Below are 18,313 nucleotides of genomic sequence, written 5' to 3'. Positions count from 1 at the left end.
CTCTTGCTGTGATAGTTAGTGGATCTGGTTAAATTCGTCGCCGTACAGCTGATGCAGCAAGCCGTCGGTAAGTGCGGAAGGATGACCGTCGAACAGCACCACACCGCGCTGAATACCTATCACGCGCGTGCAGTAACTTTTTACTAATTCAATCGAGTGCAGATTCACCATCACGCTGATGCCCTGATCGCTGACCTGACGCAATACATCCATAATACGGGTGGTATTTTTAGGATCGAGCGAGGCAACGGGTTCATCCGCTAACAGAATTTTGGGGTTCTGCATCAGCGCCCGACAAATCGCTACGCGCTGCATTTGACCGCCGGAGAGGTTTTCGGCGCGCTGTAACGCCTGCGGCAGCATGTTCATCCACTCAAGCAGTTGAATGGCGCGGGCGCGATCGGTGTCAGAGAACACTTTGAAAAACGATTTCAGCGTAGAGGTCTGGCTGAGACGCCCCAACAGCACGTTGGTCAGCACATCAAGGCGAGGCACCAGGCAGAAATCCTGAAAGATCATGCCGCACTGGGTGCGCCATTCACGCATCTGGCGGCTGCTGAGATTCACCACATCGCGATCGGCTTCGCCGTGGTGCAGGCTGACGATGGCGCCCTGTGAGGCGGAGATTGTGCCATTCAGCATGTGCAGCAGCGTCGATTTGCCTGCGCCAGAGCGACCGATTACCGCTACCAGTTCACCCGCATGCAAATCGAAACTGACATTATCGAGGACTTTGTTGTTACCGTAAGCTTTGCTCAGTCCCTGAACAGATAACACTTTTTGCCCGCCTGACTGGGTCAATGACGAGACGTTATCGACCACCGTTTTAAGCAGTGCCTGTGCCATGATGTTCTCCGTTATTGCAGTTTACGTTCTGTACCCGCGCCCCATTAACCCATCTGGTCGGTACTGTCTGGCGAGAGTCATTATCTTGCGTTTGTGGCTCACGCCGCCGGAACCTGACGAGAGACCGCTATATTAAGAACACGGGGGATGAAGGCTGTATTACGGTTAGATGATTAAACTGTGACAGGCAAATCGGCACCCAGAGACAGCGACAAGCCGTCACAGGCTGCCCGAACCCCATCGGGTAAGGCGTGCTCTGCCAGCCAGTTATCCATGTGATGGCTCAGATGAATCAGCCAGGCCTGGTGCGGTTTCAGTTCATCAATGATGTTTAGCGCGGCGGTCAAATCGTTATGATTGCGTCCGCCCTGCCCGGGGGGATCGTTACAGTCTACCAGCAGGTGATCCAGCCGTTGTCCACGCAGGAAATCGGCAGTGTCCGGCGGCAGACCGCAGGTATCGCACAGCCAGGCCAGACGCGATCCATGCCAGTCAAACAGATAGCCGTGGGTCAGTCGTGAATGTTGAAGCGGCAGTGGTGTCACCTGTAATTCACCGAACTGATGTGCCACGTAAGGCGTTAAAGCGGGGCGGAAATCCAGCAGTCCGGGATGCTTAAACAGGTCATCGCAGCCCTTGTCGTCCGGCGGTCCCCACACAGGAATAGATTCGCCCTCGCCCCAGCGCAGAGTGAACAGCCCCTGCACATGGTCCATATGATAGTGAGTCAGCAAAATTCGGTTAATTTCGCCAGGCTGAAAGCGCTCGGCCAGCAATGGCAAACCGGCATCCAGTAAAATACGTTCGCGTCCGGCCTCAATTAACGCGCTGGTAGGCGCGCGGCGATAGCGGGAAGCGTCGCGGGCGCGCAAACAGGCATGACAGTCACAACCGAACACCGGCGCGCCTGTCACACCGCCGGTACCAAGCAAGGTCAGTTTCATGGGAATTCCGCCAGCAACTGTCGTAACTGTTGTACCGTATCCACCAGCGCACCATCATTGTTCAGCCGCAGGCAGCCCTCTGGCTGATGTTGTGCCGCGCGCGCCAGTCGTTGAACGATCTCCTCTTCACTCTCACGTCCCCGCTGTCGTAAACGCGCGGCCAGCACCAATGGCGAAACCTCAATACACAGCGGCAACAGCCGTGCGCCGTAACGCGCACGAACCTGTTCCAGATGCTGACGGGAGCCGTTTACCAGCACGTTCTGCCCGCACGCCAGCCAGCCATCGATTTCACTCCCGATACCGTAATGAAAACCGTGGGCCTGCCAGCTGACCGCAAATAACCCCAGCGCCTTGCGCCGGATAAACTCCGCTTCCGTCAGAGCCACGTGGTTTTCGCCCCCCACATCGTGAGGGCGGGTGATATAGCGGTGCGCAATCAGCAGGCCGTCAGGCGGCGCCTCGCGCAGCAGGTCCAGCAGGCTGTCCTTTCCTGAGCCGGACGGGCCGATGAGCCAGATAAGCCGGGCCATCAGTACACCTGCCGGCCTTTGCTCCAGACATGGCGGATGTGGGGATGACCATGTTGGGTATGCGCCAGTACCAGGTCGGCACGGCAGCCTTCCGTAATCACGCCACGATCCTCCAGTCCCAACGCGCGCGCCGGATTACAGGTGACCAGCGCAACAGACTGGGACAGTGACAGCGTGTTCCGCTCATCCGCCGCTAAGCGGAAGGCCGCATCCAGTAGGCTGCCGGGATAATAGTCCGATGACAGAATATCCAGCATTCCGTGTGATGCCAGCTCCCAGGCGGCTACGTTACCGGAGTGCGAGCCACCGCGAACAATATTCGGTGCGCCCATTAACACCTGCATATTGCAATAACGTGACGCCTTCGCCGCCTCCAGCGTGGTGGGGAATTCAGCTATCGCGCTGCCCACGCCGTGCGACTCTTCCACGTGCGCTTCGGTCGCATCATCGTGGCTGGCAATCGCAATACCATGTTCCCGGCACAGCGCGGCAATCGCCAGGCGGTTGGGCTGTGACCACTCTCTGGCCAGCGCCAGCTGATCGCGCTCAAACTCGTCCATCTGCTCGTCATTGAGCTGATATTTTCCCTGATAGTACTCGCGATACTTTTCCAGCGATGCGTACTGGCGCTGCCCCGGTGAATGGTCCATCAGCGAGACCAGCGACAGCTCTGGTGAGGAGATGAGCGCCTCAAACAGCGGCAGCGTGGTGTGATGCGGCAGTTCGCAGCGCAGATGTAATAAATGCTCGGCGCGGTTGAGCCCCTTGCGGTTACTGTCACGAATCGCGCCAATCATTTTGCTGAGGTTTTCCAGCCGGTGCCCCCCATCGCGTACATCACCTACGCCGATGGCATCCAGCACGGTGGTGATGCCGCTGGCCACCATCAGCGCATCGTGGCTGCTCATGGCGGAATGGGCCGGCCAGTCAACCTTAGGCCGCGGGGTGAAGAACTTATCCAGGTTGTCCGTGTGCAGCTCGACCAGGCCGGGCAACAGAAACGCGCCCTCTCCGTCCAGCGCGCTGGCGAGCTGGCTGGCGGTTTCGCTAAAGTTCGTAATGCGGTCTTCACGAAACTCCAGCGATCCCTCTACCACTTCGTTTTCCAGCACCAGCTTTACATTATTGATGATCATGCTTCTGCCCCTGTTTTGAAGGGCTGCATCACGTGCAGGCGATCGGCCACACGCTCCCGCACCGCTTCATCATGAAAAATACCGACAATGGCCGCGCCACGCGCGCGCGCCTGTTCAATCAAACTCACGACTGCGGCGCTGTTAACGCTGTCGAGCGATGCCGTAGGCTCATCCAGCAGCAGCACGGGATAATCGGCAATAAAGCCACGGGCGATGTTGACGCGCTGCTGCTCTCCACCGGAGAACGTCGAGGGTGCCAGGGACCAGAGGCGTTGCGGGACATTGAGCCGGGTCAGCAGATCTTTGGCGCGCGCTTCGCAGAAGCTGCGCTCAACGCCGCGTTCCAGTAACGGCTGCATGACGATCTCCAGGGTCGGCACGCGCGGGATGACCCGCAGAAACTGACTGACCCAGCCGATGGTATCCCGGCGAATGGCAATAATCTGGCGGGCGGGTGCCTGTGCCATATCGACCCATTCGCCCAGATGCTGCACCCAGATACTGCCGCTGTTGGCCTGATAGTTGCCATACAGGGCACGGAGCAGAGTCGATTTTCCGCTGCCCGAATGCCCGTGCAGCACCACGCATTCGCCCTCACTGACTTCCAGGCTGGCATCCTGCAGCACCGGCAGAGCCGCCCCGTTCTGATTGTGCAGCACAAAGGTTTTGCACAAATTTTCCACGCGCAGTTGCGTCTTCATAGTCGCTGTCGCCATTAGTTAAGCACCGATGAAACCAGCAGTTGCGTATAAGGATGATGCGGATCATCCAGCACGCGGTCCGTTAAACCACTTTCCACGACCCGGCCCTGCTTCATGACCAGCAGCCGATGCGCCAGCAGGCGCGCCACGCCCAGATCGTGGGTCACAATGATCACCGCCAGATTCAGTTCGCGCACCAGCGTACGCAGCAGGTCCAGCAGTCGCGCCTGCACCGAGACGTCCAGCCCGCCTGTGGGTTCATCCATAAACACCAGTTTCGGCTGGGTCACTAAATTGCGGGCGATTTGCAGACGCTGTTGCATGCCGCCGGAAAACGTCGTCGGCAGGTCATCAATACGGTTCGCTGCGATTTCCACCGCCTGCAGCCAGTGACTCGCCTCGGCGCGGATCTCGCCATAGTGACGATGGCCGAAGGCCATTAAACGTTCACCGATATTGCCGCCCGCCGTGACCTGAGGACGCAGTCCTTCCAGCGGATGCTGGTGTACCACGCCCCACTCCGTGCGCAGTAAGCGGCGGCGGTCGCTTTCGCTCATCTGGTAAAGATCGCGCTGCAGGTAATGAATTGCGCCTGCCTGCGGGGCCAGCCGGGCAGACAGGCTGCGCAGCAACGTGGTTTTACCCGAACCGGACTCACCCACAATCCCCAGCACCTCGCCCGGGTAGAGATCAAAGCTGACCTCTTCGAAACCTTTGCCTGGTGCGTAAAGGTGCGTGAGGTTATTGACCGCGAGCAGCGGTTGTTCACTGTGCATGTTGTTGTTCCTGCTGCTGGTGGCAAAAATCGGTATCTGAGCACACAAACATGCGCGTTCCCTGATCGTCCATCACTACCTCGTCCAGATAGCTGTGACGCGATCCGCACAGCGCACAGGGTTCGTCCCACTGCTGCACGGTGAAGGGATGATCGTCGAAGTCGAGGCTTTCAACTTTGGTGTAAGGCGGCAAGGCATAGATGCGCTTCTCGCGTCCGGCACCAAACAGCTGCAGGGCGGGCATCATGTGCATCTTCGGGTTATCGAATTTGGGAATCGGCGACGGATCCATCACATAGCGATCGTTGACCTTCACCGGATAGGCATAGGTGGTGGCGATGTGGCCGAAACGGGCGATATCTTCGTACAGTTTGACCTGCATGATGCCGTACTCTTCCAGCGCATGCATGGTGCGGGTTTCCGTCTCGCGCGGCTCAATAAAGCGCAGCGGCTCGGGAATTGGCACCTGAAAAATCAGGATCTGATCTTCTTCCAGCGGGGTTTCCGGAATACGGTGACGCGTCTGAATCAGCGTGGCATCCACCGTGCGTTCCGTGGTGGCCGCGCCGCTCACTCGCTGGAAGAAACGGCGGATGGAGACGGCGTTGGTCGTATCGTCCGCGCCCTGGTCGATGACTTTCAGAACGTCTTTGTCGCCAATGACGCTGGCGGTGATTTGAATCCCGCCGGTGCCCCAGCCGTAAGGCATCGGCATTTCGCGTCCGGCAAAGGGCACCTGATAGCCGGGAATCGCCACCGCTTTTAAGATGGCGCGCCGGATCGTGCGTTTGGTTTGCTCGTCAAGGTAGCCGTTGTTATAGCCGCTGAGTTCAGCCATTTTGCTGCTCCTGATAGTCCTGACGCAGACGTTTCAGCAGTTCCAGTTCCGCCTGGAAATCGACGTAGTGCGGCAGTTTTAAGTGGGAAACAAAGCCTGCGGCTTCAACGTTATCCGCATGAGACAGAACAAATTCCTCATCCTGCGCCGGGCTGGTGATACGTTCATTGTGCTCGCGCGTCTGTAAGGCGCGATCCACCAGCGCCATTGACATGGCTTTACGCTCTGCCCGACCAAAGACCAGGCCATAGCCGCGCGTGAAGTGCGGGGCGCTTTCCCCATCGTGGGTAAAGCCGTTGACCATTTCACACTCGGTCAGCAGCATTTCCCCAATTTCCAGCTCAAATCCCAGTTCTTCCGGGCAAACGCTGACGCTGACATAACCGGTCCGGATTTCTCCGGCAAACGGATGGGTGCGGCCATAGCCGCGCTGGGTGGAATAGCCCAGCGACAGCAGAAAACCTTCATCGCCGCGCACCAGCTGTTGCAGTCGTGCGGCACGTGAGGCGGGAAAGCCCATCGGCTCTCGGGTGATGTCGGTGGGTTCGCTGCTGTCGTCGCTTTCACGCTCTGCTAAGCCTTCGTCGCTCATCATGCTGAACATATGCGGGCAGTGTTCGGGCAGCGCCTGCTCGCTGCGCGGCGGCAGAGGCGTTTCCCCGTTAGCCATCAGGGTAAAGTCCAGCAGCCGGTGGCTGTAGTCATAGGTTGGGCCTAAAACCTGACCGCCAGGCAAATCCTTATAAACCGCGGAGATACGCCGCTCGATCCGCATGTTGCCGGTGTCCAGCGGCGTGCTTTGCGCCAGGCGAGGCAGGGTTGTGCGATAGGCGCGCAGTAAAAAAATGGCCTCAACCAGATCGCCGCTGGCCTGTTTAATGGCTAACGCCGCCAGCGCGGGATCGTAAATGCCGCCTTCGGTCATCACACGATCTACCGCCAGGCCAAGCTGCTGCGCGATCTGATCGCAGGATAACTCCCCGACCGCACGGTCGCCCCGACGCAGATCGGCCTGAAGATGATGGGCATTGGCAATGGCTTTTTCGCCCCCTTTAACCGCTACGTACATGAGCACACCTCAACATGGGTTGTCCGTGGCACCGCCATCATCGCTTCGCCACAGGTAAAGATGAGATCCACGCCCTGAGGGAACGGATGCGGTCGGGCACGCATGTATTCGAGCACGCTTTCCGGCAACTGGGGCGCAATGGCGCGCGCTTCACGCAGGCCCGGGCCAGACAACCGTAGCGCCAGCCCACCGTTCAGTGCGGGCACCTCAATAATCAACGTAGTGCTTTTTTCCGGTGCCAGATTGTCGCCTGCGGCGAAGTCTGCAGGATTGGGCTGAGCGGTCGCGTGGCTGAGCGCAAAGGCTGCGCCATTGCTGTCGGTAAGGGGCGCACCAGTATGGAAACGCAGGTTATCGCGCAGTTCCTGATTATCGACCTGGGGATCCAGCCACAGCGGGCTTTCCTGATCCACCAGCGTCAGCAGCACGGCGGTGGCGGCAGGCGAAAGTGCGCCCCAGCCCTGTTGCAGCGGCAGGGAAACCATCACGCCAGGCTCGCTCATGGCTTTCAGGATGCGGCGGAAGGCGTGCTGCGCGTCCGCAACCGGGTGATTAAAACTTGCCAGTAAAGTCATTCATTGTCTCCGCGTACCAGCGTAAAGAAGTCCACTTTGCTGCTGGCGATTTCACGTGCGCGCAGCTGACGCTGCTCTTCACGTGAGGCCGCCAGCGGGATAATCATTTTTTCCTGCAGCAGTTCAGCGGTGTCGGCCTGTTGCAACAGGGCATCCATCAGGGCACAGCGTTCGGCATGGGCTTTATCCCGGCCGAGCAGATAGCTGTAACCTAGGGTGCCGTCGTTCAGCCGCACCACCGCACGCGTCACGGTGGCATCGCCCACCACAAAGCGTTTGCCGGTGGCGCCCATGCGGGCCTGCAGACGCGTCAGGCCAATCTCGGCCGGGCGAATCAGGGTAAATTCGGGCTTGAGGTTGAGCGGCTGCCAGTACGCGTCAAGCTCGGCTGCGCTGCTGTGTGCCAACACCGAAAGCCAGTGCTGGCGGGCCGTTTGCTGTTTCATTAATGCTCCAGAGTGAGTTCGATCATGTCGCCACGCGTGAGGCTGACGGAGTATTCCGCCATCGCGCCATCGGTGGTTTTATTCAGCGTCCGCACGCACAACAGTGGAGAGTGCAGCGCGATTTCCAGTTGCTTACACTCTTTGGCCTGGGCGCGGCGGGTGCTGATGCGCGTCTGGCTGCGTACCAGCTGCTTACCGGTGTGCTGCTGCAGATAGTCATGAAGTGAGCCGCTGTTAAAGCGCTGCAGCTGTGGCCACCAGCTGAGATCGGCAAGGAAGTGGTTGATCAGGCAGACCGGCAGGCCATTTACACGGCGCAGGGTTCGCAGGTGAATAACGTTATCGCCTTCACTGACGCCAAGCGCGGCGGCCACGTCGGCACTGGCCGGGCGCAGCACCGCCAGCAGACGTTCACTGGTGGGATCGCTGCCCTGCTCCATCAGGTTCTGGCTGAAGCGAGCCTGAGCGTGTAACGGATAGTCGTAGGGGCGCATCAGCACTAAAATGCCGACGCCATGGCGACGCTGCAGCAGGCCCTTGTTCACCAGTTCGTCTACCGCCCGACGCAGCGTGTGGCGGTTCACCGCATAGTGATCGGCCAGCTGCTGCTCAGAGGGTAAATAGTCACCGCTGCGGTAACGTTCCTGAACAGCCTGCTCCAGTTGCGCGGCAACAGCCTGATAGACAGTGGTCGGATGTCTGGATAACTCCATCACAATTAAATCCTCACATCAGTAGAGGGATTTCACAGCGAAGATGCTGCGGGATGGAAACAGAGTGACGGGATCAGATGACAGCGAGGTGACGAGACGGTGACGTAAAAATGAATTTGCGCCAGCCTGTCCCGCTCAGGGCGACAGGCTGGCAGAACAGCCCGTTAAGGCTGACCGAGCGTGTCCAGCAGCGCGGCAGAGGTGGCAACGGCACCAAAGATGCCGCCCTGCATGTGGATCATGCTCAGCGCGGCTTCATGATGGCGTTGCTCTGTGGCGGCACAACAGTCGGACAAAACCAGACACTCATATCCGCGATCGTTGGCCTCTCTCAGCGTCGTATGAACACATACATCCGTCGTGATACCGGTAATAATTAAATTCCGAATGCCGCGACTGCGTAAGACCAGCTCAAGGTCTGTGGCATAAAAGGATCCTTTACCGGGCTTATCAATGATCACTTCTCCTGCTAAGGGGGCGAGCTCGGGGATAATCTCCCAGCCCGGCTCACCGCGCACCAGGATACGGCCGCACGGCCCTGCACTGCCGATCTCCGCCTGCATCCTGGCCGAACGCCAGCGCTTGTTTGCCGGTAAGTCACTCAGGTCCGCGCGATGCCCTTCCCGGGTGTGAATGATGGGAAACTGAAGCGCCCGCATACGTGCCAGTAACACTTTAAGGGGTTCGACAGGCGCACGCGTCAGGCCAATGTCGTAGCCCATCCTGTCAACGTACCCCCCCGGGCCGCAAAAATCGGTTTGCATATCAATGACGAGGAGAGCCGTGTCGGCCGGACTAAAATGGCCATCAAACGGCCAGGCATAAGGGGTGGAATTCACACTGTACTCAGGCATTGTTCTTCTCCAGTCGCGGCGTGGGGGAACGTAATTTAATAATCAGGGTGTAGCTGAGTGCGGCCGTCACCAGACCGATGACCGCTTCGCCAAACTGGGGGAACGCCAGATGCGCGACGACCGCGCACAGGCTTCCCAGCGCCCAGGCCGCGAAAGCCGCGCCATGGAAGCGTTGCGCCGGGCGCTGTTCACTCAGCTTTGCCATAAAAATCAGATCAACAATCATGACCGCACCAAACGGCGGCACCACCACGCCCAGCAGACTAAGCCACTCGAGAAAATATGACCAGACGCCTGCCAGTGCCAGCAGACCGCCGATGGCGCCAAGAATCAGGGTCCAGCGGCGCATCTTGCTGTTAAAGAGATGGCTAAACCCGACTGCACCGTTATAAAGACAGTGCGTACATACCGAGCCAAGGTTGATAAACACAAACAGGAAAGCCACCAGGGTCAGGACATCACCATGGCCCATCAGCATGGGCAGAAAGTTGCCGCCGTTGGTCAGCGGATCGACCGCCGCGCCAACCGAGACGATAATCACGCCAAACAGATAGGCGATCAAATTCGCGACCGGAAAGGCCGAAAAGGCGGCAATGACCGCAGCACGTCCACTCTTCGACCAGCGGGTGAAATCGGCGGTCATGGTGCCGGAATCGGCAAAACCCGCCACCACCATGGTGACCGCCGTGCCCATGCTCATGGCCCCCGCCACCGCCGGGCTGCCTTTCCAGTGAAACATGCTGGAAAATTCATGCGTCTGCCCCACGAAGTACAGCGCGACAAACCCCAGAATCACAAACATCGGCGCAGCAATCATGCCCAACACCGACAAGGCGCGCACGCCCAGGAAGGTCACGGCCGTAAACAGCACCATGGCAAATGCCGTCACCGACAGGGCATTCCAGCCGAAAGTCTCATGAATCACCGTACCGGTCAGTCCGGTCTGAAAGGCGTACCAGCCAATCACCACGGTCGAGAGGAAGCCCGACACGAGGATGTAACCTTTGCTGCCAAAGGTTCTTTTCGCCTGCAGGGCAAAGTTCATACCGGTATTACCGGCAAACCAGCTCAGCGCACCGACGTAGGCAAACAGCACCAGATTGCCCATCACAATCGCCAGCAGCGCAGGCCAGAAGCCAAGGTGCCAGGTGATGATGCCGCCAAACAGCGCATTCGTGAGGATCATAGGAAAACCAAACCAGACGGCCGAAACCGACCGGGTCGGATGGCGATGTGAGAGCGGCACGGGTTCGTGCTCAAACTCCTGTTCTAACGTTGGGGAAGCCTGTTTTTTCATTTGTCAGTTCCTGGTCAATGTCAGTCCACGGGTAGCCGCGTTGAGGCACTGTTTTTCATCCTGTACTCGCCATCGTTATGACGAAAAACGTGCCGTATCGCCGCCGACATGTGTGCATTGCGTGGCGTTGATGTGCCGCCTTGCCGGGGTGTTAATCCGTTTTCCACGCCTGTGTTCTACTGGATAGGGCTTACCGGACAGAAACTGCATGAAGCATGCCAGGAATCGCCGCCGCGACGTCATGGGGCGTGAATGCCCGTCGGGATACGGCCTTGGATACAAGATCGAATTCTTATGATAAGACGCGCTGAACCCCCGGCAGCGTCACGTTGGTTCAGGGCACGCTTGTGGGGCAGACTGCACAACAAATGGGAAACTTTATAACACCATCTGGAAAGCAATTTTCACGTCAGATCGTCACGGGATTGTCATGTGTCATTAACGCTTTGCGGCCACAATACCGGGCCATCATTCGCCCTGAAGGTTTTCATCATGTCTGCTGCTGTTCGTTTTGGCATTTATCTGGCGCTGTTTTCTGGCATGGTTTCGACGCCTGTTTTGGGTCAGGATCGGCCCGCTACCGCACTGCCTGTCCCGCCGAGGGATCCGGGCTTCACCGACAGCGCGCCTGCGGCAGACGTGCCCGCTTTTATCGACAATATCGCCACGAACCAACGTGGTGATGCCCGGTTTGCGACGCTCGACACCAATGCCGGCGTGCGCGTGGTATCCGGCTTTCTTGCCCTGTGGCGCCCACGCACGCTGAAGGTCGATGCGGGAGTTACCGCGCCGGCCCGTGAGGGTTTTGCAGCCATTACGCCTTCTGACTGTACGGGACTGCCTGACAAAGCCCCCGTATGCGGCACAATCCTTAATTCTCACGTCCTGGCCGCGAATGTTCAGTATGTGGTGACAACGACACGACGCCGCACGGCAGCCCAGGCTGAGGCGGCCTATTACGACGACCGTCGTGGCAAAGGCTACAGCGTCACAGATGGCATGGGGCCACTGACGGGCGCATGGCGCAGTGCGGCCCAGCAGGTCACAACCCTGACACGCATTCCGGCTGATGCCACCACCGTGCTGTACGTGGATAAGGGCAACAATACCGGCGTGGGCAGTCAGGAAGGCAATCGCGACTTCGGTCTGGTGGTGGATTTTCTCAATGAAATGGGCAACAACGCCTCGACCGAACCGGTGAAGCGCTTCTATAAATATGCGCGTCCGTATCGCTGGCGTTCGGCGGTGGAGGTTGTTCCTGCCCTTGTGCCTGCGGAAAATCCACAGCCCGCCACCGACGGCGGATTTATCAGCGGCCACACGGCGGAAGCCGTCAGAGATGCCCTTACCATGGCGTGGCTGGTGCCGGAGCGCTATCAGGAGATGGTCAGCCGCGGTATGGAGCTGGGCGAAAACCGGATCGTGGCCGGAATGCACTCGCCTCTGGACGTCATCGGCGGGCGCATGCTGGCGCTGGCGGTGACCACCGCAAATCTGACGGCTTATCATGAGGATGCCAGGCGTGCCTTCACCCAGGCGCATCAGGCATTATGGCAACGCACCGCGACGCAACCGGCCACCTTCTTTGCCTATGCCCATGCCGCGCCGCCGAGCGCCGATCGCTTCGCCGATCCCACCCTTAACCGCCTTCAGGCGCTGCGGCGCATGACCTTTGGTTTCGCCCCCATCGGTCCTCGCCACCGTCCCCCCGTGGTGCCCAAAGGGGCCGAGATTTTGCTGGAAACCCGGTTTCCCTATCTGAGCGCCCTGCAACGGCGCGTGGTATTAAAAACTACCGCGCTGGCCTCAGGCTACCCGATCATGGACGATGCTGAGGGCTGGGGACGCCTGAACATTGTGGCCGCCGCCGACGGATATGGTCAGTTTACCGGCAACGTTAAAGTGGCAATGGACGCCGCTAAAGGCGGTTTTAATCAGTCCGACAGCTGGCGGAATGCGATCGACGGTCAGGGAAAGCTGACCTTACAGGGTTCAGGCACCCTGAGGCTGACTGGCGCGAACCGCTACAGCGGCGGTACGGAGGTTCAGGGTGGCGTGCTGGAAGCCGGTTCAGCCCGCGCCTTTGGCGTGGGTGATCTCTATGTGGGCAATCAGGGCCGCGTGCGCATTGCTGCCCTGTCGCCGGTACAGGTGAAAAGCTACACGGCGCTGCCCGAAGCCAGTCTTGAACTGGATATTGATGGTCAGGGCGGTGGCCGTCTCATCGTGAACGGGCCTTTAGTGGCGGGGGGGACGCTGCTGGTGAAGTTTGTCAAAGGCTATCGTCCCGAAGCGGGCGATCTGATCCCGTTGATGCAGGCAGGCTCACTTGCGGCGCACTTTAGTCGCATCATTGTCGAAGGCTATCAGGCTCGACCTGTCAGCAGCGCGACGCGACTCAGTATTAAGCTGCTCTGAACCTGATAAGCCCTGGCAAGGCGCGCGCAGGCAATGAGGTTGTCAGATTCCTGCGCGCTTAACCAAAAGTCAGACGCCGAACTCCATTGGGTTATGCTTGCTAATCAGTGAGCGCAGCGGCACGCTGCTCTTCATGACGGGTGATTTAATCACGATATAGCTGAAGTACTTATCGATACCAATTTGCGCATCCAGCATCTTCTCAATCACATCCTGATAATGCTCAATGCTGCGGGTAATAAAGCGCAACAGGTAATCGTAGCCGCCGGTAATCAAGTGGCACTCCATCAGTTCATCAACTTCACGCATCGCAGCTTCGAACTTCATAAAGTCTTCGCGACGATGTCCGTTCAGGGTGACTTCGGTAAACACGGTGACGGAATCGGTAATTTTGGTGAGATTAACGTGCGCTTCGTAGCCGGTAATAAAGCCGGCCTGCTCCAGCCGTTTTACCCGCTGCAGGCAGGGACTCGGGGACAGCCCCACTGCATCGGCGAGATTGACGTTGCTGATACGGCCATCTTTTTGGAGTTGCACCAGAATATTGATATCGATGCGGTCGAGTTTCATTAAGCCGTTCATAGCACCCCTCATTGTTTACAGCTGTACTGGATGTTCGCTCCTACCCGGCGATAATCTGCGTACACGAGCGTAAAGCGCACTTTTAGAAATACTTAAAATACGCCACTTTAAAATAACAAGTACGCCACTTTTTTGTAACACAAAAAATTCCCGGCCTGTCACGCTTTGCAAAAAATGCGCCAGCGTTGACCCCGGCTGCGCGCACGCTGGCGGCACTGCCGGGATGATGCCTTTCCAATGAGAGAGAGCGGCTATCCTAAGCGTCCGGTCGCACGCGCCAGCGCAATATCAAAGATATGCAGCGCTTCTTCGAGTTGCGAATCGGTGGTCACTAACGGTGCAAGGAAGCGGATGGTGTTGCGATGCAAACCACATTTGATCAGCAGCAGGCCTTCCTGACAGGCGCTGTCGAGGATCTTTTGTGTCAGCGCGCTGTCGGGTTTATGGGTATCCACATCGAGAATTTCTACTGCCTGCATAAAGCCCACGCCGCGTACATCGCCGATGCAGGCATATTTATCCGCAAGCTGGCGCAGACGCTGGTTTAACTGCTCGCCCAACTGGCAGGAACGCGCCAGCAGGTTTTCCTGCTCAAAGATATCCAGTACAGCCAGTGCCGCCGCACAGGCCAGCGCATTACCACCATAGGTGCCGCCCAACCCGCCCGGGGCCGGACTGTCCATAATCTCGGCTTTGCCCACCACGCCGGAAATCGGCAAGCCACCGGCCAGGCTCTTCGCCGTGGTGATCATGTCGGGTTTGATGCCGAGTTGCTGGAAGGCAAACATGGTACCGGTACGGCCAAAGCCGCTCTGAATTTCATCACAGATCAGCATAATGCCGTGCTGGGTAGTAATACGACGCAGCGCCTGCATAAATGCCGGGCCTGCAGGTAAGAAGCCGCCATCGCCCTGAACGGGTTCAATGATAATCGCGGCGACGCGCTCCGGCAAAATCTGCACAGAAAACAGCTGATCAAGTGCCTTCAGACAGTCTGCCTCAGTCACACCGTGCAACGGATTCGGGAACGGCAGGCGATAAACATCCCCCGGGAACGGACCAAAATTCTGTTTGTATGGCGCAGACATGCCCGTCAGCGTCACGCCAAGCAGGGTACGTCCGTGGAAAGCCCCGTCAAACGCAATGATGCCCGGCCGTTGCGTATAAGAACGGGCGATTTTCACCGCGTTCTCTACCGCTTCTGCACCGCTGGTGAAAAACACGCTTTTATAGTGCTCGTCACCGCCCACCAGCTTATTCAGACGCTGGGCCAGCTCAATGTATCCCGGATAGGCCGCCACCTGAAAACAGGCATGGGACACCATGCCCAGTTGGCGGGTGACGGCGTTAACCACGGCCGGATGGTTGTGGCCTACGTTAAGGACGCCAATACCGCCCACAAAATCCAGATAGCGGTTGCCTTCCACATCCCATACTTCGCTGCCTTTGGCTCGCTCAATCACCAGCGGATGAGCGGTAATAATGCCACGCGGCACATTGTGATCTCGGACATCCAGCAACTGGCTGTTGTCCGCATAGGTTTGCTGCTCTGCCAGGACATTCTGCATTTTTATACCTCATCCACGTCGTGTTCGGTTGGCTTAAGTATCGCAATCTGTTGGTCAATGACGCTGCCGTAATTCCGTCAGCCGCGGCATTTCGTGTCAAAATCCCACGGATTTCAGCCGGGAAATGTTGCCCCTGTTGCATAACAGGCCAGCGTGACAAAGGCCTGGATTCCGTAGGGTATGAGCGCATCGTTAAAATCATAGGCGGCGTGATGAAGCGGCTTGCTGGGTGCCGATCCTATCCACAAATAAGCACCAGGCTTTGCCTGTAACATAAAAGCAAAATCTTCTGAGGTCAGCGCAGGCTGAGGGGCCAGCCGGGCTGTCATGCCTGCCGCCTGCAAGGCCGCGAGGGCCTGACTTGCCTCAGACTCGCTGTTGATGGTGGCCGGGTAATAACGCAAATAATTCACCTCGGCGTCCAATCCATGCGCCGCCGCGATGTGCCCGGCCATGTGCCCCAGACGTGATTCGATGATGTCCTGTGCCGCCGGGTTGAACGTGCGTACCGTGCCGGTGATATTGGCTTCCGCAGGGATCATATTGTGGGAAAATCCGCCCTGCATGCGCGTCACGGTCAGCAACGCCGGTTCGCAGGGATCAAGCGCCCGGGGCACCAGGGTGTTTAACTGCACCACCAGTTCACTGACGGCAAGCAGCGTATCGTGCGTGAGATGAGGCTGTGCGGCATGGCCGCCAGGCCCTTTCAGGGTGATATCAAATCGGTCTGCCGCGGCCATGATGGCACCGGGGCGAGTCTGAATTTCACCCAAGGGTAATTCAGGCCAGTTATGCAGGGCAAACACCGCATCGCAGGGGAAGCGCTGGAACAGACCGTCATCAATCATGGCCTTCGCGCCCGCCAGACCCTCTTCTGCTGGCTGAAAAATAAAGCAGACCGTGCCGGTAAACTCGACCTCGCGCGCCAGCTTTGCCGCCGCGCCAAGCAGCATAATGGTGTGGCCATCGTGACCGCAGGCGTGGCTGCAGTTCGGCGTCTGGCTGGTCCAGGGCACCTCGCCGTTGTCCTGCATGGGCAGCGCATCCATATCAGCCCGCAGCCCAATCATGCGTGAACCGCTGCCTTTTTTCAGTACGCCCACCACGCCCGTTTTACCGATGCCGCGATGCACCTCAATGCCGAGATCCTCTAAAAACCGCGCGACAATATCGCTGGTCCGCGCTTCATGAAAGCCCAACTCCGGATGATGGTGCAGATCACGGCGCAATGCCACTAAAGGGTCCATTTCAATATCCTCGTGAACGATCAACGACGCCGACCAGCGGCTCGCCGCGCTGAAAGCGACGCAGGTTAGCCAGAAGCGCCTTAATCGCGCTGTCATTCTGCGTCTGGCTGGCGATGTGCGGCGTCAACCACACAGCCGGGTGCGTCCAAAATGCGTGACCGGCAGGCAAAGGTTCGGGATCGGTGACATCGATCACCGCAGCCCGTAACTGGCCGCTGTCGAGCGCATCCAACAGGTCCTGATGATTTAGCTGAGGGCCGCGTCCCACCTGAACCAGTGCGGCTCCCGCAGGCAACTGGCCGAACAGCCCGGCATTCAGGCGTCCCTGGGTGCTGGACGTTAGCGGCAGCAGGCACACCAGAATATCGCTGCGCGCCAGAAAGTCGGACAGCTGATCGTCACAATGCCAGCACGGCACGCCCGCAATATGGTGCGGCGTACGGCTCCAGCCGCCGCAGTCAAATCCCATCGACTGAAGCTGCGCCAGCGCCGCGCGGCCCAGTTCGCCCAGGCCCATAATGCCGATGCGACGCTGACTGGCGGGCATCGCCAGATGCGCCTGCCACTGCTGGTGGCGTTGCTGCTGGAAATAGCGTGGCATGTCGCGATGCAGCCCCAGCACCGCAAAGGTGACGTATTCCACCATGCCCTGCGTCAGGCCAGGTTCAATCGTTCTGACCAGCGGGATGTGGCCAGGCAGCGTGGACAGATCAAACTGCTCAGCCCCTGCGCCCACAGAAAACAGGATTTTCAGATTGGGAAAACAGGCCATAAGGTCCTCCGGCGGCAACCAGGCGACCAGGGCATCAACCTGAGCCGCATCACCGGTTTCTGGCCAGAGATGTAAGTGGATATCGGGCGCGTGTTCAGCCAGCCAGCGCTGCCAGTAAAGGCCGCGCTGGGGTTCAGATTTATAGACAACGTGCATCAGGCCATGGCCTGCGTGGTCAGACCAAACGCCTGCATCCCTTGCGCTACCCACACCTCACCGCGCACCATCGTGACGGGCGCATCAACATTCGTGAGGCCCAGACTCTCCAGCCAGGGAGCCAGCGGTAAAGCCGCATCCGTATCCATGCGCAAATACTCGCCCTTCATGCCCTGCATCAGCGCAGCCGTCAGCGCCTGCGCAACCGGAAAATCTTCTGCAATAACGGGGCCAATGACCCAGCCACGGCCAAAACGGCGCAGGCTGGCAAAGCCCTTAAGGCGTTGCTCATCATCCTGCAATATCACGGTCTGATTGTCGGTAATCAGATGCGCCACCAGCGCCGGGCGGAAAAGCCCGTGGGCGGCCTGGTCCATGTTTACCAGCGCATCCCGGTCGTCAAGGGTGGCGCTGCGCAACGTCAACCCAGCCGGGATCGCGACCCTGGGCAGCGTCGTCAGGGAAGGCGTCTGGTACTGAAGGATCTTACCGCAGGCAACGAAGCCGAGCTTTTCATACAGGCCTTTCCCCATCTCGGTGGCGTGCAGACGCACATTGTAGCTAGGAACTTTCTCTAACAAGGCCAGCATCAGCTGCTTGCCCAGCCCGCGCCCCTGATGTGAGTTTGCGACAATGACCAGACCGATGGTGGCGGCTTTGTCGCCCCAGCGCCAGAGAATCGCGCTGCCAATCACTTCACCCTGATCTTCAATCACCACGCCTTCGCCAAGCTCAATGCCGATCGCCCAGTCTTCATGGCGGTGCGGCCAGTTTAGCGCCTGGCTCATCGCATAAACCTGCGGAATGTCTTCGGTCGTCATGCTACGAATATCAAATGTCAT

19 protein-coding genes are annotated in these 18,313 nt (G+C 58.6%); 1 reads left to right on the top strand and 18 read right to left on the bottom strand.

Features of this window, described 5'->3' with window-relative positions:
* Nucleotides 1–15 precede the first annotated feature (15 nt).
* The 13 genes from phnC to NXS97_RS21660 form a co-directional block, all read right to left on the bottom strand.
* The gene (gene phnC / locus NXS97_RS21720; protein WP_013026268.1) at nt 16–846 is read right to left on the bottom strand and encodes a phosphonate ABC transporter ATP-binding protein; all 831 of its coding nucleotides are present in this window, start codon (nt 844–846) and stop codon (nt 16–18) included.
* A gap of 173 nt (nt 847–1,019) precedes the next feature.
* Nucleotides 1,020–1,790: a phosphonate metabolism protein PhnP gene (phnP, locus tag NXS97_RS21715; protein ID WP_014594004.1), complete on the bottom strand. Its 771-nt coding sequence runs from the start codon at nt 1,788–1,790 to the stop codon at nt 1,020–1,022.
* On the bottom strand, nt 1,787–2,323 hold the full coding sequence (phnN, locus tag NXS97_RS21710; protein WP_014594005.1) for a ribose 1,5-bisphosphokinase: 537 nt from the start codon (nt 2,321–2,323) through the stop codon (nt 1,787–1,789). The genes phnP and phnN overlap by 4 nt, the downstream gene beginning before the upstream one ends.
* Nucleotides 2,323–3,459: an alpha-D-ribose 1-methylphosphonate 5-triphosphate diphosphatase gene (gene phnM / locus NXS97_RS21705; RefSeq protein WP_105076859.1), complete on the bottom strand. Its 1,137-nt coding sequence runs from the start codon at nt 3,457–3,459 to the stop codon at nt 2,323–2,325. Before phnM ends, phnN begins: the two co-directional genes overlap by 1 nt.
* On the bottom strand, nt 3,456–4,175 hold the full coding sequence (gene phnL, locus NXS97_RS21700) for a phosphonate C-P lyase system protein PhnL (RefSeq protein WP_013026272.1): 720 nt from the start codon (nt 4,173–4,175) through the stop codon (nt 3,456–3,458). The genes phnM and phnL overlap by 4 nt, the downstream gene beginning before the upstream one ends.
* A complete protein-coding gene (gene phnK / locus NXS97_RS21695; protein WP_116219937.1) occupies nt 4,175–4,936 on the bottom strand; it encodes a phosphonate C-P lyase system protein PhnK in 762 nt (253 codons plus the stop codon). Before phnK ends, phnL begins: the two co-directional genes overlap by 1 nt.
* A complete protein-coding gene (locus tag NXS97_RS21690; RefSeq protein WP_013026274.1) occupies nt 4,926–5,774 on the bottom strand; it encodes an alpha-D-ribose 1-methylphosphonate 5-phosphate C-P-lyase PhnJ in 849 nt (282 codons plus the stop codon). Before NXS97_RS21690 ends, phnK begins: the two co-directional genes overlap by 11 nt.
* Nucleotides 5,767–6,843: a carbon-phosphorus lyase complex subunit PhnI gene (locus tag NXS97_RS21685; RefSeq protein ID WP_116219936.1), complete on the bottom strand. Its 1,077-nt coding sequence runs from the start codon at nt 6,841–6,843 to the stop codon at nt 5,767–5,769. Before NXS97_RS21685 ends, NXS97_RS21690 begins: the two co-directional genes overlap by 8 nt.
* Nucleotides 6,834–7,418, bottom strand: coding sequence for a phosphonate C-P lyase system protein PhnH (gene phnH / locus NXS97_RS21680; RefSeq protein WP_105076856.1), 585 nt, complete (start codon nt 7,416–7,418; stop codon nt 6,834–6,836). Before phnH ends, NXS97_RS21685 begins: the two co-directional genes overlap by 10 nt.
* Nucleotides 7,415–7,864, bottom strand: coding sequence for a phosphonate C-P lyase system protein PhnG (phnG, locus tag NXS97_RS21675; RefSeq protein ID WP_013026277.1), 450 nt, complete (start codon nt 7,862–7,864; stop codon nt 7,415–7,417). The genes phnH and phnG overlap by 4 nt, the downstream gene beginning before the upstream one ends.
* Nucleotides 7,864–8,577, bottom strand: coding sequence for a phosphonate metabolism transcriptional regulator PhnF (gene phnF / locus NXS97_RS21670; protein ID WP_015700005.1), 714 nt, complete (start codon nt 8,575–8,577; stop codon nt 7,864–7,866). Before phnF ends, phnG begins: the two co-directional genes overlap by 1 nt.
* A gap of 164 nt (nt 8,578–8,741) precedes the next feature.
* Nucleotides 8,742–9,431 (bottom strand): cysteine hydrolase family protein, encoded by a 690-nt coding sequence (locus NXS97_RS21665; RefSeq protein ID WP_014594012.1) that lies wholly within the window; start codon nt 9,429–9,431, stop codon nt 8,742–8,744.
* A complete protein-coding gene (locus tag NXS97_RS21660) occupies nt 9,424–10,728 on the bottom strand; it encodes a cytosine permease (protein ID WP_014594013.1) in 1,305 nt (434 codons plus the stop codon). Before NXS97_RS21660 ends, NXS97_RS21665 begins: the two co-directional genes overlap by 8 nt.
* Nucleotides 10,729–11,220: 492 nt before the next feature.
* Here NXS97_RS21660 and NXS97_RS21655 point away from each other — a divergent pair, with 492 nt between their 5' ends.
* The gene (locus tag NXS97_RS21655) at nt 11,221–13,146 is read left to right on the top strand and encodes a phosphatase PAP2 family protein (RefSeq protein ID WP_105076855.1); all 1,926 of its coding nucleotides are present in this window, start codon (nt 11,221–11,223) and stop codon (nt 13,144–13,146) included.
* A gap of 69 nt (nt 13,147–13,215) precedes the next feature.
* On the opposite strand, the gene NXS97_RS21650 is transcribed toward NXS97_RS21655, so the two are convergent.
* From NXS97_RS21650 to NXS97_RS21630, 5 genes are all read right to left on the bottom strand, one after another.
* On the bottom strand, nt 13,216–13,728 hold the full coding sequence (locus NXS97_RS21650; RefSeq protein WP_019106483.1) for an Lrp/AsnC family transcriptional regulator: 513 nt from the start codon (nt 13,726–13,728) through the stop codon (nt 13,216–13,218).
* Nucleotides 13,729–13,979: 251 nt separating this feature from the next.
* The gene (gabT, locus tag NXS97_RS21645) at nt 13,980–15,296 is read right to left on the bottom strand and encodes a 4-aminobutyrate--2-oxoglutarate transaminase (protein ID WP_013026283.1); all 1,317 of its coding nucleotides are present in this window, start codon (nt 15,294–15,296) and stop codon (nt 13,980–13,982) included.
* A gap of 113 nt (nt 15,297–15,409) precedes the next feature.
* Nucleotides 15,410–16,543, bottom strand: a complete 1,134-nt coding sequence (locus NXS97_RS21640; RefSeq protein WP_022623352.1) for a M20 aminoacylase family protein — start codon at nt 16,541–16,543, stop codon at nt 15,410–15,412.
* A gap of 1 nt (nt 16,544) precedes the next feature.
* Nucleotides 16,545–17,471, bottom strand: a complete 927-nt coding sequence (locus NXS97_RS21635) for a glyoxylate/hydroxypyruvate reductase A (RefSeq protein WP_116219935.1) — start codon at nt 17,469–17,471, stop codon at nt 16,545–16,547.
* The gene (locus tag NXS97_RS21630) at nt 17,471–18,313 is read right to left on the bottom strand and encodes a GNAT family N-acetyltransferase (protein WP_105076854.1); all 843 of its coding nucleotides are present in this window, start codon (nt 18,311–18,313) and stop codon (nt 17,471–17,473) included. The genes NXS97_RS21635 and NXS97_RS21630 overlap by 1 nt, the downstream gene beginning before the upstream one ends.

The organism is Pantoea sp. B623 (assembly GCF_024814475.1).
Taxonomy (GTDB): Bacteria; Pseudomonadota; Gammaproteobacteria; order Enterobacterales; family Enterobacteriaceae; genus Pantoea; species Pantoea ananatis.
Note: the sequence above shows the minus strand (reverse complement) of the source record. Positions and strands in the feature narration are given on the sequence as shown.

Coding starts and splice junctions, on each gene's coding strand:
- phnC (WP_013026268.1), bottom strand. CDS start 846: ATGGCACAGGCACTGCTTAAAACGGTGGTCGATAACGTCTCGTCATTG.
- phnP (WP_014594004.1), bottom strand. CDS start 1,790: ATGAAACTGACCTTGCTTGGTACCGGCGGTGTGACAGGCGCGCCGGTG.
- phnN (WP_014594005.1), bottom strand. CDS start 2,323: ATGGCCCGGCTTATCTGGCTCATCGGCCCGTCCGGCTCAGGAAAGGAC.
- phnM (WP_105076859.1), bottom strand. CDS start 3,459: ATGATCATCAATAATGTAAAGCTGGTGCTGGAAAACGAAGTGGTAGAG.
- phnL (WP_013026272.1), bottom strand. CDS start 4,175: ATGGCGACAGCGACTATGAAGACGCAACTGCGCGTGGAAAATTTGTGC.
- phnK (WP_116219937.1), bottom strand. CDS start 4,936: ATGCACAGTGAACAACCGCTGCTCGCGGTCAATAACCTCACGCACCTT.
- NXS97_RS21690 (WP_013026274.1), bottom strand. CDS start 5,774: ATGGCTGAACTCAGCGGCTATAACAACGGCTACCTTGACGAGCAAACC.
- NXS97_RS21685 (WP_116219936.1), bottom strand. CDS start 6,843: ATGTACGTAGCGGTTAAAGGGGGCGAAAAAGCCATTGCCAATGCCCAT.
- phnH (WP_105076856.1), bottom strand. CDS start 7,418: ATGACTTTACTGGCAAGTTTTAATCACCCGGTTGCGGACGCGCAGCAC.
- phnG (WP_013026277.1), bottom strand. CDS start 7,864: ATGAAACAGCAAACGGCCCGCCAGCACTGGCTTTCGGTGTTGGCACAC.
- phnF (WP_015700005.1), bottom strand. CDS start 8,577: ATGGAGTTATCCAGACATCCGACCACTGTCTATCAGGCTGTTGCCGCG.
- NXS97_RS21665 (WP_014594012.1), bottom strand. CDS start 9,431: ATGCCTGAGTACAGTGTGAATTCCACCCCTTATGCCTGGCCGTTTGAT.
- NXS97_RS21660 (WP_014594013.1), bottom strand. CDS start 10,728: ATGAAAAAACAGGCTTCCCCAACGTTAGAACAGGAGTTTGAGCACGAA.
- NXS97_RS21655 (WP_105076855.1), top strand. CDS start 11,221: ATGTCTGCTGCTGTTCGTTTTGGCATTTATCTGGCGCTGTTTTCTGGC.
- NXS97_RS21650 (WP_019106483.1), bottom strand. CDS start 13,728: ATGAACGGCTTAATGAAACTCGACCGCATCGATATCAATATTCTGGTG.
- gabT (WP_013026283.1), bottom strand. CDS start 15,296: ATGCAGAATGTCCTGGCAGAGCAGCAAACCTATGCGGACAACAGCCAG.
- NXS97_RS21640 (WP_022623352.1), bottom strand. CDS start 16,543: ATGGACCCTTTAGTGGCATTGCGCCGTGATCTGCACCATCATCCGGAG.
- NXS97_RS21635 (WP_116219935.1), bottom strand. CDS start 17,471: ATGCACGTTGTCTATAAATCTGAACCCCAGCGCGGCCTTTACTGGCAG.
- NXS97_RS21630 (WP_105076854.1), bottom strand. CDS start 18,313: ATGACATTTGATATTCGTAGCATGACGACCGAAGACATTCCGCAGGTT.